Genomic DNA, 13,540 nt, shown 5'->3' on the forward strand with positions numbered 1-13,540 from the left:
ACAGCATGACCACCGCATCGGCACCGGGTGTGCCCGCCCCCGCGGCGGGCGCCACCGCATCGGCACCGGTCGCCGGGGCGACGCTCGTCACGAGCGAGCAGCCGGCCGATGCCACCGCCCGCCGCGTCGCCGGACCCCGTGTCCGGCGCCGCGGCGGCATCGCGTGGCTCGGCCTCACCCCCTTCGCCGCCTACGTCCTGCTGTTCCTGGCCGTCCCCGCGGTGGTCGCGATCGGCAGCGGCTTCTTCACGAGCGACGGCGCGTTCACGTTCGCCAACCTCGCCGCGTTCGCCGACCCGTCGGTCCTCCGTGCCTTCGGCGGCTCGTTCGCCCTGTCGGCCGTGTCCGCCGTGATCGGTGCCGTCGTCGGGGCGGTCGTGTGCTGGGCGCTCGCCGCACTCCGGCCCGACGGGCTCGTCCGGTCCGTGATCGACTCCGCCGCGAGCGTCCTCGCCCAGTTCGGTGGCGTCATGCTCGCGTTCGCGTTCATCGCCACGATCGGCGCGCAGGGCCTCGTCACGACGTGGTTGGTGTCCGTCTTCCACATCGACCTCAACGCCGAGGGCACCTTCCTCTACACGGTCCCCGGGCTCGTCATCCCCTACGTCTACTTCCAGGTGCCGCTGATGGTCCTCACGTTCATGCCCGCCCTCGAGGGCGTCAAGACCCAGTGGGGTGAAGCCGCCGCCACCCTCGGCGCCTCCCGCGCGACGTACTGGCGCCGCATCGGCCTGCCCGTGCTCGCGCCGGCGTTCTGGGGATCGCTGCTGCTCCTCTTCGCGAACGGGTTCTCGTCGTTCGCCACCGCGGCGGCCCTGATCTCCCAGGGCGGGATCGTGCCGCTCACGATCCGCACGCAGCTCACGAGCGAGACGATCATCGGGCTGCAGAACGTCGCCGGTGTGCTCGCCTTCGGCATGGTCGTCGTCATGGCGATCGTGATGGGCGCGTACTCGCTGCTGCAGCGTCGGGCATCGAGGTGGCAGCGATGAGCGCGGCTGCCCCAGTGCGTCCGTCGCGTGGGTCGGGTGAGTCGCGCCCGTCGCGCCCGTCGTCCCGTCGACGGCCAGGAGGCGCGGCTCGCCCCGGCCGCTTCGGCGCGGCCCCGTCACGGGTCACCGCCGCGATCGTGCTCGTCGTGGTCGGCCTCGTGTTCGCCGTCCCGCTCGTCGCCCTCGCGCAGTTCACCTTCCGCCAGGGGACGGACGGCAGCCTGACGCTCGCGCACTACGGCGCACTCGTCGACCCGGTGAACGCCGCGACGTACCAGCCGGTGTTCGACGGACTCGGGGCATCCCTGCTCATCGCGCTCATCACCGTGGGGATCGTGCTGCTCGTCCTGCTGCCGGCCCAGATCATCACGGCCCTGCGGTACCCGCGGCTCCGTCGGGTCCTCGAGTTCGTGTGCATCGTGCCGATCACCGTCCCCGTGGTCGTCCTCGTCGTCGGGTTCATCCCCGTGTACCAGGTCGTCGCCCAGGTGTTCGGCTCGGGCGCGTGGACCCTGTCGTTCGCGATCGGCATCGTCTCGCTGCCCTTCGCGTTCCGACCGATCGCCGCGGCCATCACCGCGATGGACATGGCCGTGCTCTCCGAGGCCGCCCGGTCGCTCGGCGCCTCGTGGTGGACCGTCACGTGGCGGGTGCTCCTGCCGAACCTCCGCCGCGGCATCACCGCCGCCTGCTTCCTGACCATCACGGTCGTCCTCGGCGAGTACACCCTCGCCTCGTTCCTCTCCCGCACGACGTTCCAGACGGCGCTCCTGCTCGTGCAGTCGACCGACCCCTACGTCGCCGCGATCTTCTCGCTGGGCGCACTCGTCTTCGGATTCGTGCTGCTCGTCGTCATCGGCCGGGTCGGCTCCCGCCGTCGCCGTGCCCCGAAGGAGTCCGCATGACCGTCACCGCCCCCGCCGCCCCGGCATCGCTCGCCACCGACGGCGCGACCGTCGAGCTGCACGGCGTCGAGAAGCACTACGGCGCGCACCGTGCCCTCGCCGGCCTGTCGCTCCGCATCGAACCCGGCGAGTTCGTGTCGCTGCTCGGGCCCTCGGGCTGCGGCAAGACGACCGCGCTCCGGGCGCTCGCCGGCCTCGAGGCCATCGACGCCGGCTCCATCCGCATCGACGGCGTCGACGTCGCGGGCACCCCGGTGGACAAGCGGGACATCGGCATGGTGTTCCAGCAGTACTCGCTGTTCCCGCACATGACCGTGCGGCAGAACGTCGCGTTCGGCCTGGAGATGCGCCGGGTCCCCGCAGCCGCGCGCCGCGAGCAGGTCATCGACGCGCTCGACATGGTGCACCTCGCCGAGTTCGCCGACCGCTACCCGCACCAGCTCTCCGGCGGCCAGCAGCAGCGCGTCGCCCTCGCCCGGGCCCTGGTCACCCGGCCCCGTGTGCTCCTGCTCGACGAGCCGCTGTCCGCGCTCGACGCCAAGGTGCGGGTGACCCTCCGCGACGAGATCCGCCGCATCCAGAGCGACCTCGGCATCACGACCGTGTTCGTCACCCACGACCAGGAGGAGGCGCTCGCCGTCTCGGACCGCATCGCGGTGATGAACGCCGGCGACATCGAGCAGATCGGCACGCCCGAGGAGCTCTACCGGTCCCCGTCCTCGGCGTTCACGGCGGACTTCGTCGGGCAGTCGAACCGGCTCCGCGGGGACCTGCGCGGGGGCGACGTGTTCGTCTACGGGTTCAGCGTCCCGGCCCTCGACGCCTCGGTGCCGGACGGCCCGGTGCTCGCCTACGTCCGCCCGGAGGACGTCGCCTTCGCCTCGGAGGGCGTCACCGGCACGGTCGTGGCCTCGAGCTTCCTCGGGTCGATCCGGCGCACCACGGTCCGGCTCGACGACGACACCGTCGTGACGGTGCAGCACGAGGTCGGCGACCGTCGTGCGGCCGGCGAGGCCGTCGCCGTGCGCCTGCTCGGCGCGCGCGTGGCGGTCGCCCCGCTCGCGTAGCCGCGAACTGACGGACGGGAGGCGCGGTGCGGGCCCGCGCCGCGCCTCCCGTCCCGTGGGTCAGCGCTGGAAGCGCGCGGCCGGGTCGTCGGACAGGGCCGCCTCGATCCGTGCCCGCATGGTCGCGGGCATCTCCGGCAGCGCGTCGAGCCGCACCCAGAAGGCCTCGGTGTTCTCGCCGTCGGCGGGGAAGGGATCCCCGGAGACGTACCGGCAGGCGAACACCAGGTCGAGGTACTGCGCCCGGTCGCCGTTCGGGTACGTCATCTCCGGCAGCACCTGCACCCACGCGAGGCGCTCGGCGACGGCGACGACGTCGGCTTCCTCGAGGACCTCGCGTTCGGCGGCGACCGCGGGTTCCTCGCCGGGGTCGACGATGCCGGTGACCGGCGTGAACGCGTGGTTGTCGGCCCGGCGCACGACGAGGAGCTCACGGTCCGGGCCCTCGCCGCGCGTCACGACGGCGGTGACCCCGGTGAGCCAGAGCGGCTCGTTCCCGATCTTCGAGCGGAGGGACAGGACGAAGTCAGGCGTGGGCATGCCGCCACGCTACCGACACGGGACCCTGTCGCGGACTGGTCATGACCAGTAGGCTGTCACCGTGGAGATCATCATCCTGCCCACGCCGGCTGAGGTCGGTCGCGTCGCCGCGGCCAAGATCGCCTCCGTCGTCGCGAAGAAGCCGTCCGCCGTCATCGGTGTCGCCACCGGGTCCAGCCCGCAGGGCATCTACGCCGACCTGCAGCGTCGTGTCGACGCGGGGGAGATCTCGTTCGCCGAGGCCCGCGCGTTCGCCCTCGACGAGTACGTCGGCATCCCGCTCGAGCACCCCGAGTCGTACGCCTCGGTGATCCAGCGCGACGTCATCGAGCCGCTCGGGTTCGAGCCCTCCCGCGTCCGGGTCCCGGACGGCCGCGCGTCCGACCTCGAGTTCGCGGCGAAGGAGTACGACGCCGCGATCCGTGCCGCCGGCGGGGTCGACGTGCAGATCCTCGGGATCGGCGCGAACGGGCACATCGGGTTCAACGAGCCGACGTCGTCGTTCGCGTCCCGCACGCGCATCAAGACCCTCGCCCCGTCCACGCGCGAGGCCAACGCCCGGTTCTTCGACAGCCTCGACCAGGTCCCGACGCACTGCATGACGCAGGGGCTCGGCACCATCCTCGAGGCCCGCGAGCTCGTCCTCGTCGCCCAGGGCTCGTCGAAGGCCGACGCCGTGGCCGCCGCCGTCGAGGGGCCGCTGTCGTCGTTCGTCCCCGGGTCCGCGCTGCAGCTGCACGAGCACGCCACCGTCGTCGTCGACGAGGAAGCCGCGGTGGGCCTCGAGCTCGCCGACTACTACACGTACACGTACGCGAACAAGCCGGCCTGGCAGCTGTTCGAGTAGGGCCGCGGATCAGCCGCCTGCACGTCGTTCGAACGCGGTGTGCAGGCGGCTGAGTCCGTCGTCGAGGGTCTCCGCCGAGCACCCGAAGTTGAGTCGCGCGAACCCGGCCCCCTGGCGTCCGAAGTCCGGTCCGCTGCCGAGCGCGACCTTCGCCTCGTCGACGAGCAGGGCTGCGGGGTCGTCACCCCACGGGAGCGCCCGCAGGTCGAGCCACGCCAGGTAGGACGCCTGCGGCTGCCGGTACCCGGTGCCGGGCAGCACGTCACCGAGTCGCTCGGCCAGGGTGCGGCGGTTCGCGGCGAGCTCGGTCAGCAGCGACGCGAGCCAGGGTCCGCCCTCGCTGAACGCCGCCACGCTCGCGGTGTACCCGAGGATCCCGGTGCGCTCGACCACCTCGCCGGGCATGCCGTCGAACCAGGCGCGGGCACGCTCGGAGGCGCCGACCATCAGGGCGCACTTCGTCCCCGCGAGGTTCCACGCCTTGCTCGCGCTCGTCAGGGTGACCCCGAGCTCCGCTGCCTCGGGGCAGGAGTCGAGGAAGGGCGTGAACGTCGCGTCCGCGTGCACGAGCGGCGCGTGGATCTCGTCCGAGACGACCACGGCGTCCCACTCGGCGGCGAGTCGGGCGAGGGCGGCGAGGTCCTCGCGGGTGTGGACGAGTCCGAGGGGGTTGTGCGGGTTGCAGAGCAGCACCGTGCGGGCCCCGTCCGCGAACGCCCGGCCGATCCCGTCGAGGTCCATCCGCCACCCGGCCGTCGTGTCGAACGGATCCGCGGTGCCCTCGGGTGCGATCAGCGGGACCTCGGTCACGGAGCCACCGGCCTCGGCGACGTACTCCCAGAACGGCGGGTACACGGGCGGCATGATGACGACCTGGTCCCCGGGCTCGATGACCCGGCGGAGCGTCTCCACCGCAGCCACCGAGACGTCCGTGGTGGTCCGCACGAGGTCCGGGTCGAGGCGCCACGACCAGCGGGCCTCGGCGAAGTCGGCGAACGCCTCGGGGAGCGCCCGCCCGTGCCCGACGTACCCGGTGTCACCGTTCGTGACCGCGGCCACGAGGGCGTCCCGCACGGGTTCGGCGAGCATGCTGTCCATCTCGGCGACGAACATCGGCAGCACGTCCGGCGGGTAGGCCGTGTACTTCTCGCTGGTGCGGGTGCGGTGCGCATCGAAGAGGGAGACCATGACGCTCATGGGGCCATCCTCGCAGCGGAGGGTGTGATCTGGACCTCAGTCGACGTCGGCGAGGGTGTACGGTCCGCTCGCGCCCGCGAAGGACACCACCTGCGCCCGGACGCCGACGTCGGCCTGCATGCGTGCTGCCGTGCGGAGTCCCAGTGCTCGGGTCCCCGCGTCACCGAACGGACCCCCGGCCCGCTCGGTCAGCGCGCGCCACCCGACGATCGCGCGCGCGGTGCCCTCGCGGAGCCCGGCGGCGCGCGCGGACATGATCTCGGCGCGGCGGCGGCCGTTCCAGGACTCGACCTCGGTGCCGACGCGGTCGGCGGGCGCCACCACGACGGGGTGCGCGACCGGGAAGGTGTCGATCCCGCTGCCGGCACCGCACCAGACGTGGACGTCGTCACCGACTTCGAGCTGCACCCTGCTCGCGAGCGTGAACGCGTCGACCCGGTGGGCGTCACGGACGGCGGCCGAGGGCCACTCGAACGACGTCCCGCTCAGCGCGTCGAACACGTCGTTCCACGCCTCGAGGTCGTGCCGCAGGGCAGCGCTGAGGCCGAGGGCGTCCGCGCCCGCGTCGACGAGACCGACGTCCTCGGAGGATCCGCGGTACCAGAGCGGCGAGTCCCCGACGCCGTACTCGGCCATCACGAGGACGATCGCCCGCGGTGGGCGACGTCGACCGCCCGGCGCGTGCTCGTCCCCGTGCTGCATGGCGTCCATCCAAGCAGGCGCGGGCGGGGCGACCGATCGACGTGAACAGCAGGAGAGCGCTCGGTGACCGATCGCGCGTCCCCCGTCCGAGGGGTCTAGCGTCGCGGACGTGAACCGTTCCCGCGTGCACCGTCGCCCGCTCCTCCGCCCGCTGCCGCTCGCCGCGGCGGCCACGATCGCCGCGCTGCTCGGGACGGGGATGGTCGCCGCACCGGCGGTCGCCTCGCCGTCCGGGCAGGCAGGGCAGGCGGCCCGCACCGTCTCCGATCCCGCCCGCTACGTCGACCCGTTCATCGGCACGAGCGGCGACGGCAACACCTGGCCCGGCGCGACCGCCCCGTTCGGCATGCTCCAGTGGAGCCCCACCGGCACCGCGGGCGACCAGACCTCGACCCCGGTCGCGAACGGCTACTCGTACGACGTCGACCGACTGCGGGGGTTCAGCCTGACGCACCTCAACGGTGCGGGCTGCGCGCCGGGGGCCGCCGGTGACGTGCCGATCATGCCCGTCACCACACCGGTCACGACCTCGCCGTCGTCCGACTCCACCGACGCGGTCTACGCCGCCGGGTACTCGCACGACGACGAGTCCGCGAGCCCCGGTCGCTACACGGTCCGCCTCGACAACGGCGTCCGCACCGACCTCGCCGTCACCACGCGTGCCGGCGTCGGCGAGTTCGCGTTCCCGGCCGGCGAGGACGCGAACCTGCTCTTCCGCACGTCGAACTCGATCAACGGCAGCGAGGCGGCGACCACCCGCGTCGACGCACGGACCCGCACGGTCAGCGGCAGCGTCCTGACCGGCGGCTTCTGCAGCCGCCGTGCGAACGGGGGCGGGGCCACGAACCCCGACCGCCGCAGCTACTACCGCCTGTTCTTCACGGCGACCTTCGACCGGGCGTTCACGAGCACCGGCACCTGGCAGGACGGCACGGTCCGGCCAGGAGGCACGTCCTCCTCCGGCGGGGAGGGGTACCTGACCGGCGCCGACCGTGCCGGACGCGGCTCCGGCGCGTGGGTCGGGTTCGACGCGCGTCGCGGTGCGACGGTGCACGCGAAGATCGGCATCTCGTACGTGAGCGCGGCAGGAGCCGTCGCCAACCGCGACGGCGAGGTGACCCCGCGCTCGACCGTCGCCAGCGTGGCGGCCGGCACCCGCGCCTCCTGGAACCGCGAACTGTCGCGCCTGCGCGTCGGTGGCGGCACGGCGGACCGGACCACCCAGCTGTACACGTCCGTGTACCACGCGCTCATGCAGCCGAACACCCTGAACGACCGTGACGGCCGCTACCTCGGGCCGGACCAGCGGGTGCACCGGATGGACCGGGGCCACCGGGCCGTCTACGGCACGTACTCCGGGTGGGACCAGTACCGGGCACAGATCCAACTGCTCGCACTGCTGCGACCGGACGTCGCCGGGGACATGGCGCAGTCGATGCTGCGGTTCGCCGAGCAGAACGGCGGGGAGTGGGACCGCTGGCTCCACCTCGGTGCGCCGACGCACGTCATGACCGGCGACCCCTCGGCCGCGACCCTCGCCACCTGGTACGCCATGGGCGTCCGGAACTTCGACGTGCGAGCCGCCTACGCCTCGCTGAAGCACCAGGCGACCGTCGAGAACGCCGACGCCGAGAGCGACATCGGCTGCCCGGGCCAGTGCCTGGCGCAGCGGCCGGCCCTCGACGAGTACCTGCAGCGGCACTACGCGGCGAACGACGACTGCTCGTGCTGGGGCGGCGCTGCCGAGACCCTCGAGGACTCGATCTCCGACAGTGCGCTCGGGTACTGGGCCTCGTCGCTCGGACTGCGCTCGGATGCCCGGATGTTCGCGGAGCGCGGGACCTACTGGAAGAACACGTTCAACCCGGCCGTCGGGTACCAGGCCGCTCGCCAGGCCGACGGGTCGTGGACGCCGGACTGGTCGCCCTCGACCGGCACCGGGTTCGCGCAGGGGACGAGCGCGCAGTACACGTGGCTCGTGCCGCAGGACGTGCACGGGCTGTCGACCGCGCTGGGCGGTGACGACGCCGCTGCGGCTCGCCTGGACACGTTCTTCCACGACAGCTCCGGCGCGTTCGCGGTGAGCGGCGGTGACCCCACGAAGTTCGACCCGACCAACGAGCCCGACATCCACACGCCGTGGATGTACAACGCGCTCGGCAAGCCGTGGAAGACGCAGGAGACCGTGCGTCGGGTCGTCGACGACGCCTACACGACCGGGTCGAGCGGGCTGCCGGGCAACGACGACCTCGGCACGATGAGCGCCTGGTACGTCTTCGCGTCGATCGGGTTGTTCCCGCAGACGCCGGGGCGGGCGGAGATGCTCATCGGCAGCCCGACGTTCAGCACGGTCGACATCCGACGGTCGAGCGGGGAGCGGATCGTCGTCCGGTCCTCCGGCACGGAGCCGTACGTCCACGGTGCACGCCTGGACGGCCGGACGCTCGAGAAGTCCTGGGTGCCGGCGTCGTTCGTGACCCGCGGTGGGACGCTGTCGCTGCGGGTCGGGGACACGGCGGACACGTCGTGGGCGAGCGGGGTGCGGGGGCGGCCGGTCGACCGGTAGGCGCCGCGGCGATCAGCGGAGCGGCCGCCCGGCACCCCAGACGCGGCGGACCTCGAACGACGGCGACAACGCCACGAGGTCGGCGGCGTACCCCGGCGCGAGCCGACCCAGCCGGTCGCCGAGCCCCAGCGCCGCCGCCGGCACGCTGGTCAGCGCCGCCACGGCGTCCGGCAGCGTCTGTCCCGCGAGGGTCACGGCGTTCCGCAGCGCCACGTCCTGCGTCAGCGTCGACCCCGCGATGGTGTCCGTCCCCGCGACGTGCGCGATGCCGTCGGTGACGGTCACGGCGAGGGACCCGAGCGTGTACGAGCCGTCGGCCGCACCGGCAGCACCCATGGCGTCGGTGATGAGGGCGACGCGGCCCGGTGCCGCACGCAGCAGCATCGACGCCACGGACGGTTGCACGTGCACGCCGTCGAGGATGAGCTCGAGCGTCACGCGGTCGTCGGCCACGGCGGCCGTGATCGGCCCGGGAGCCCGGTGGTGGATGCCCGGCATGGCGTTGAACGCGTGCGTCAGCAGGGTCGCGCCGGCGTCGAACGCCGCCCGGGCCTGGTCGTACGTGCCGACCGTGTGGCCGACGGCGACGGTGACGCCCGCGGTGACGAACCGTTCGGTCGCGTCGAGGGCGCCGGCGAGCTCCGGCGCGATGGTGACCTGGCGGACGACGCCCTCGCCGGCCTCGAGCAGGTCCGCGACCGGACCGGGCGCCGGGTCGATCAGGAACGACTCGTTGTGGGCGCCCTTGTTGTGCGGGGAGAGGAAGGGGCCCTCGAGGTGGACGCCGAGCACGAGCGGGTCGTCGGCCATCACCGTGCGGATGCGGTCGAGCGAGGCGGTCAGCGCGGGGACCGGGTTCGCGACGAGGGACAGGACCGAGCGGGTCGTGCCGTGCGACCGGTGGACCTCGAGCGCGGCTGCGATCGAGTCGTCCTCGTAGGCGGTGCCGCCGCCGCCGTGGCCGTGCAGGTCGATGAAGCCGGGCGTCAGGACGGCGTCGCCGAGGTCCACGACCTCGTGCACCGAGGTCGCCGCCGGTGCCTCGGGGCCGGAGCCGACCGCGTGGATCGTGTCACCGACGACGAGGACCCAGCCGTCCGCGGTGGAGCCGGCCGCGTCGACCACGTGGGCCGAGCGGATCAGCGTGCGCCGCGCCTCATGGCCGACGGAGCCGCCGACGTTCACCGGGTCTCCTTGCGGAACTGCACCACGCCCGACAGGGCTGCCACGAGGATGAAGACCAGCCCCACCACCGGGTGCCCGATCGAGATCCAGCACCCGCCGGCCGCGATCACGAGGGCGACCTCGACGATGGTCTTGCCGACGATGTCCGTCTCGATCGGCGACGCCTGCGACCGGAACAGGTACCAGACCACCGCGGCGAACACCGGCGCGCCGATCATGAAGAGGATGCCCGGCATCGGGAACGGCCAGGCGATGTAGCCCCAGTACGCCAGCGAGACCAGGCCGAAGGCGCACACCAGGATGCGGAGCACCGTCCAGCCGTCGAGCCTCCGCGGGCGGATGGCGTGCGGGTCCGGGGTGTCGCCCCAATCGACGGGGGACTGCGGTGCTGACATGCGGTGCCTACTTGAAGATGATGGTGCGGGCGCCGTCGAGGAGGACACGGTCCTCGGCGATCCAGCGCACCGCCTGGGTGAGCGTGCGGGACTCCTCGTCCTGGCCGATCGAGACCAGCTCGGCGGGGTCCTTCGTGTGGTCCACGCGGACGACGTTCTGCTCGATGATCGGGCCCTCGTCGAGGTCGCTCGTCACGAAGTGCGCCGTCGCACCGATGAGCTTGACCCCTCGGGCGTGCGCCTGCCGGTAGGGGTTCGCGCCCTTGAAGCCCGGCAGGAACGAGTGGTGGATGTTCACCGCGCGACCCTCGAGTGCGGCGCACAGCTCCGGCGAGAGGATCTGCATGTACCGGGCGAGGACGACGAGCTCGATGTCGTGCTCCTCGACCGCCTGCAGCACCCGGCGCTCCATCTCCTGCTTGCTCGCGGCGTCCGTCACCGGCCGGTGCTCGAACGGCACGGAGTAGAACGACGCGAGCTCGGAGAGGTCCGCGTGGTTCGAGAGCACGAGCGGCACCTCGATCGGGAGCTGTCCGCCGCGCTGCCGGTACAGCAGGTCGTTCAGGCAGTGCCCGGCCTTCGACACGAGGACGAGGGTGCGCAGCGGCCGGCCGACGACGTCGAGCTGGACGCGGGCGTCGTAGCGCTCGGCGACGGGGGCGAGCGCGGCCTCGAACGTGGTGCGGTCGACGGGGGCCATGACCTGGAGGCGCATGAAGAACGTGTTCGTGTCGACGCTCGAGAACTGCTGCGACTCGGTGATGTTCCCGCTCGCGGCGACGACGGCTCCGGAGACGGCGTGCACGATCCCGGGCTGGTCGTCGCAGACCAGCGTGAGGGTCCAGTGCGTGGGGGTCTGCTCGCTCGGGGCGGTCGGAGCGGTCGGGTCGGTCACCGGATCAGGGTACCGGGATCGGGCTGTCGGGAGGCGCGGTGCGGCCCCGCCGGTCGGGCTGCGGCCCGCCGGCGGTCGCGCGGGGGCGGCGCGCGGGTGGCGGGACTGACCGGGCGCCGTCAGCGGGGGCGCGGCGCCGCCGCCGGGCGCCGCTGCCCCGCGGCTCCGACGGGCGGCGCACAACCAAAGTCACGTCGAACCGGACGATCGCGCGGTTCGACGTGTCTTTGGTTGTGCGCGCGCCTGGCCGGCGGCCGGCCGGCCCGGCGCCGCCCGCCTCGCGGCGTCAGCGCGGGAGCGGCCGCGACAACGCCCGGTCGGCGATCGTCAGGACGCTCAACAGCACCGCAACCCCCACGATCACCCACGCCAGCACGTGCAGGTCCGGCGTCGTCGGGGCCTGGCCGAACACCCCGCCGATCAGCGAGGACGCCCCGATCGCCCCGATGTACACGCTCGTCCGGGACAGCCCCGCCGCGGTGCCGATGTACTCCGCGGGCACCACCCGGTAGAGCGCCGCCTGGTTCGACACGGACGCCAGGGCCTGCGGCACGCCGAACAGCGCCGGCGCGAGGACGAGCAGGAACACCGGCGACCCGGTGTGGAGCAGCAGGAGAAGCAGCCCGCCGACGATCGGCACCACGGCCGCGACGATGAGCGGCCCCCGCACGGCGGTCTTCCGGGCGATGAGGAACGACGCGACCCCGGCGACGATCGCCGCGGGCAGCTGCATGTACCCGGCGACGTCGCTCGAGTACCCCGCGACGTCCTGCACCCACTGCGAGAAGCCGTAGGTCATCGTGTAGGCGAGCATGTACACGAGGAAGAGCCGCATGTACGTGCGCGAGAGGGCACCGTTCCGGGCGAGCATCCGCACGTCGACGAACGGCCGCACGGCGCGGAGCTCCCAGAGCACGAGCGCGACGAGCAGCACGACTGCCGTGCCGAGCAGCCACCAGAGTCCGGCGGACAGGTCGAGCAGGAACACGAGGAGCGCCGACACGAAGCCGGTCATGAGCAGCATCCCGAACGGGTCGAGCGCGGTGAGGACGGGCAGGTCCTCGTCGGTCCGCGGCCGGAGCCTGTCGGACGGCAGCCACAGCGCGGAGACGACGATCCCGAAGGCGGCGAGCGGGACGTTGACGAGGAAGATCGCGTGCCACCCGAACGCGGCGATGAGCGCTCCACCGAGGGGCGGCCCGGCGGCGGCGGACACGAGCGACGTGATCGACAGCGCGCCGAGCACGAGCGGCGGGGTGGGCTTCCCGATGCGGGCGGAGTGCTGGCGCAGGGTCGTCAGCGCGGCCGGGTACGCCGACGAGGTCCCGATGCCGATCAGCACGCGCGCGAACACCGCGCCGCCGAAGCCGGTCAGGAACTCGGGCACGATCCCGGCGATCCCGACGATGACGAGTCCGGTCAGGAACACCTTCTTCGGACCGAACCGGTCGGCGAGCTTGCCCATCGTCGGCTGCGCGATGGCGCTCGCGAGGTACAGCGCCGCGACGAGCCAGATCGCCTGCGCCGCACCGATCCCGAGGTCGCGGGAGATCGGCGCGAGGGCGACCGACACCATCGTCGTGTTGATCGGGTTGAGCAGCGGTCCGACCAGGACCGGCACGAGGAGTTTCGGGCCGAAGCCGCTGCCGCCGGGTCCGGTCGACGGGGAGACGGGTGTGGGGGCGGTTGCGGTGGACGTGGTCGGCTGCCTTTGCGAGGGGGTCGCGTCGTGACGGCCAGGAGGCGCGGCTCGCGTCGGTCGACGCGGGTCGCCCCTCCTGGTGGTCACGGTTCGACGAGGGGTTCGAGGATGCGGAGGGAGCGGGCGACCGTGGCACGGTCGTCGGGGTCGAGCGTCGCGAGGCGCTCGGCGAGCAGGCGGGTCCGGGCGCGGTGGGACTCGTCGCGGGCGGTGCGGCCGGCGTCGGTCGCGGCGACGATGGTCCGGCGCCCGTCGGTCGGGTCCTGCGTGCGGGTGACGAGGCCGAGGTCCTCGAGCGCCTGGACGGTCGCGCCCATCGACTGCGGGCGGACGCCCTCGGCACGGGCGAGTTCGGCGGTCGTGGTCGCGCCGTCGCGGACGAGCCGCCCGAGTGCGGCGGACTGCGAGGCCGTGACGTCGTCGACCTTGCCGACCAGGGTCGTGCGGCGGATCTTGCCGTACAGCGTCAGCAGCGCCCCGGCGAGCACGTCCGGGCCGTCGCCGTTAGATTCCATACCGTCACGGTACTACTTCGACAGGCGAACTT

General features: G+C 72.9%; 13 protein-coding genes. 5 read left to right on the top strand and 8 right to left on the bottom strand.

Features of this window, described 5'->3' with window-relative positions:
- Positions 1–5: 5 nt before the first annotated feature.
- Genes JSX79_RS04185 through JSX79_RS04195 form a run of 3 tightly spaced genes read left to right on the top strand, consistent with a single transcriptional unit; the run spans position 6 to position 2,964 of the window.
- Positions 6–992, top strand: a complete 987-nt coding sequence (locus JSX79_RS04185) for an ABC transporter permease subunit (RefSeq protein ID WP_229085248.1) — start codon at positions 6–8, stop codon at positions 990–992.
- Positions 989–1,897: an ABC transporter permease gene (locus JSX79_RS04190; protein ID WP_229085249.1), complete on the top strand. Its 909-nt coding sequence runs from the start codon at positions 989–991 to the stop codon at positions 1,895–1,897. The genes JSX79_RS04185 and JSX79_RS04190 overlap by 4 nt, the downstream gene beginning before the upstream one ends.
- Positions 1,894–2,964 (top strand): ABC transporter ATP-binding protein, encoded by a 1,071-nt coding sequence (locus JSX79_RS04195; protein WP_229085250.1) that lies wholly within the window; start codon positions 1,894–1,896, stop codon positions 2,962–2,964. Before JSX79_RS04190 ends, JSX79_RS04195 begins: the two co-directional genes overlap by 4 nt.
- A 60-nt stretch (positions 2,965–3,024) precedes the next feature.
- Here JSX79_RS04195 and JSX79_RS04200 read toward each other — a convergent pair whose 3' ends face one another.
- Complete coding sequence (locus JSX79_RS04200) at positions 3,025–3,504, bottom strand: NUDIX domain-containing protein (RefSeq protein WP_229085251.1); 480 nt, start codon at positions 3,502–3,504, stop codon at positions 3,025–3,027.
- Between the two features lie 61 nt (positions 3,505–3,565).
- On the opposite strand from JSX79_RS04200, the gene nagB reads away from it, so the two are divergent.
- Positions 3,566–4,351: a glucosamine-6-phosphate deaminase gene (gene nagB / locus JSX79_RS04205; protein WP_229085252.1), complete on the top strand. Its 786-nt coding sequence runs from the start codon at positions 3,566–3,568 to the stop codon at positions 4,349–4,351.
- 9 nt (positions 4,352–4,360) lie between these two features.
- Here the strand turns inward: nagB and JSX79_RS04210 are convergent, their stop codons facing one another.
- Positions 4,361–5,548: a MalY/PatB family protein gene (locus JSX79_RS04210; protein ID WP_229085253.1), complete on the bottom strand. Its 1,188-nt coding sequence runs from the start codon at positions 5,546–5,548 to the stop codon at positions 4,361–4,363.
- Positions 5,549–5,584: 36 nt separating this feature from the next.
- Entirely contained in the window at positions 5,585–6,250 is a 666-nt protein-coding gene (locus JSX79_RS04215) for a hypothetical protein (RefSeq protein WP_229085254.1), read from the bottom strand.
- A 109-nt stretch (positions 6,251–6,359) separates the two neighbouring features.
- On the opposite strand from JSX79_RS04215, the gene JSX79_RS04220 reads away from it, so the two are divergent.
- On the top strand, positions 6,360–8,816 hold the full coding sequence (locus JSX79_RS04220) for a GH92 family glycosyl hydrolase (protein ID WP_229085255.1): 2,457 nt from the start codon (positions 6,360–6,362) through the stop codon (positions 8,814–8,816).
- Between the two features lie 12 nt (positions 8,817–8,828).
- Here JSX79_RS04220 and nagA read toward each other — a convergent pair whose 3' ends face one another.
- The 5 genes from nagA to JSX79_RS04245 form a co-directional block, all read right to left on the bottom strand.
- Complete coding sequence (nagA, locus tag JSX79_RS04225) at positions 8,829–10,001, bottom strand: N-acetylglucosamine-6-phosphate deacetylase (RefSeq protein WP_229085256.1); 1,173 nt, start codon at positions 9,999–10,001, stop codon at positions 8,829–8,831.
- A complete protein-coding gene (locus JSX79_RS04230) occupies positions 9,998–10,396 on the bottom strand; it encodes a YrdB family protein (protein ID WP_083295174.1) in 399 nt (132 codons plus the stop codon). Before JSX79_RS04230 ends, nagA begins: the two co-directional genes overlap by 4 nt.
- Before the next feature lie 7 nt (positions 10,397–10,403).
- Complete coding sequence (gene purU / locus JSX79_RS04235; RefSeq protein WP_229085257.1) at positions 10,404–11,291, bottom strand: formyltetrahydrofolate deformylase; 888 nt, start codon at positions 11,289–11,291, stop codon at positions 10,404–10,406.
- Positions 11,292–11,577: 286 nt separating this feature from the next.
- Positions 11,578–12,912, bottom strand: a complete 1,335-nt coding sequence (locus JSX79_RS04240) for an MFS transporter (protein ID WP_229085258.1) — start codon at positions 12,910–12,912, stop codon at positions 11,578–11,580.
- A 164-nt stretch (positions 12,913–13,076) separates the two neighbouring features.
- Entirely contained in the window at positions 13,077–13,508 is a 432-nt protein-coding gene (locus JSX79_RS04245) for a MarR family winged helix-turn-helix transcriptional regulator (protein WP_229085259.1), read from the bottom strand.
- Between the last annotated feature and the right edge of the window lie 32 nt (positions 13,509–13,540).

It is taken from the genome of Curtobacterium sp. GD1, assembly GCF_020882855.1.
Classification (GTDB): Bacteria; Actinomycetota; Actinomycetes; order Actinomycetales; family Microbacteriaceae; genus Curtobacterium.

Excerpts from the sequence above, each read along its gene's own strand:
- JSX79_RS04185 (WP_229085248.1), top strand. The coding sequence starts at position 6 with ATGACCACCGCATCGGCACCGGGTGTGCCCGCCCCCGCGGCGGGCGCC.
- JSX79_RS04190 (WP_229085249.1), top strand. The coding sequence starts at position 989 with ATGAGCGCGGCTGCCCCAGTGCGTCCGTCGCGTGGGTCGGGTGAGTCG.
- JSX79_RS04195 (WP_229085250.1), top strand. The coding sequence starts at position 1,894 with ATGACCGTCACCGCCCCCGCCGCCCCGGCATCGCTCGCCACCGACGGC.
- JSX79_RS04200 (WP_229085251.1), bottom strand. The coding sequence starts at position 3,504 with ATGCCCACGCCTGACTTCGTCCTGTCCCTCCGCTCGAAGATCGGGAAC.
- JSX79_RS04210 (WP_229085253.1), bottom strand. The coding sequence starts at position 5,548 with ATGAGCGTCATGGTCTCCCTCTTCGATGCGCACCGCACCCGCACCAGC.
- JSX79_RS04215 (WP_229085254.1), bottom strand. The coding sequence starts at position 6,250 with ATGCAGCACGGGGACGAGCACGCGCCGGGCGGTCGACGTCGCCCACCG.
- JSX79_RS04230 (WP_083295174.1), bottom strand. The coding sequence starts at position 10,396 with ATGTCAGCACCGCAGTCCCCCGTCGATTGGGGCGACACCCCGGACCCG.
- JSX79_RS04245 (WP_229085259.1), bottom strand. The coding sequence starts at position 13,508 with ATGGAATCTAACGGCGACGGCCCGGACGTGCTCGCCGGGGCGCTGCTG.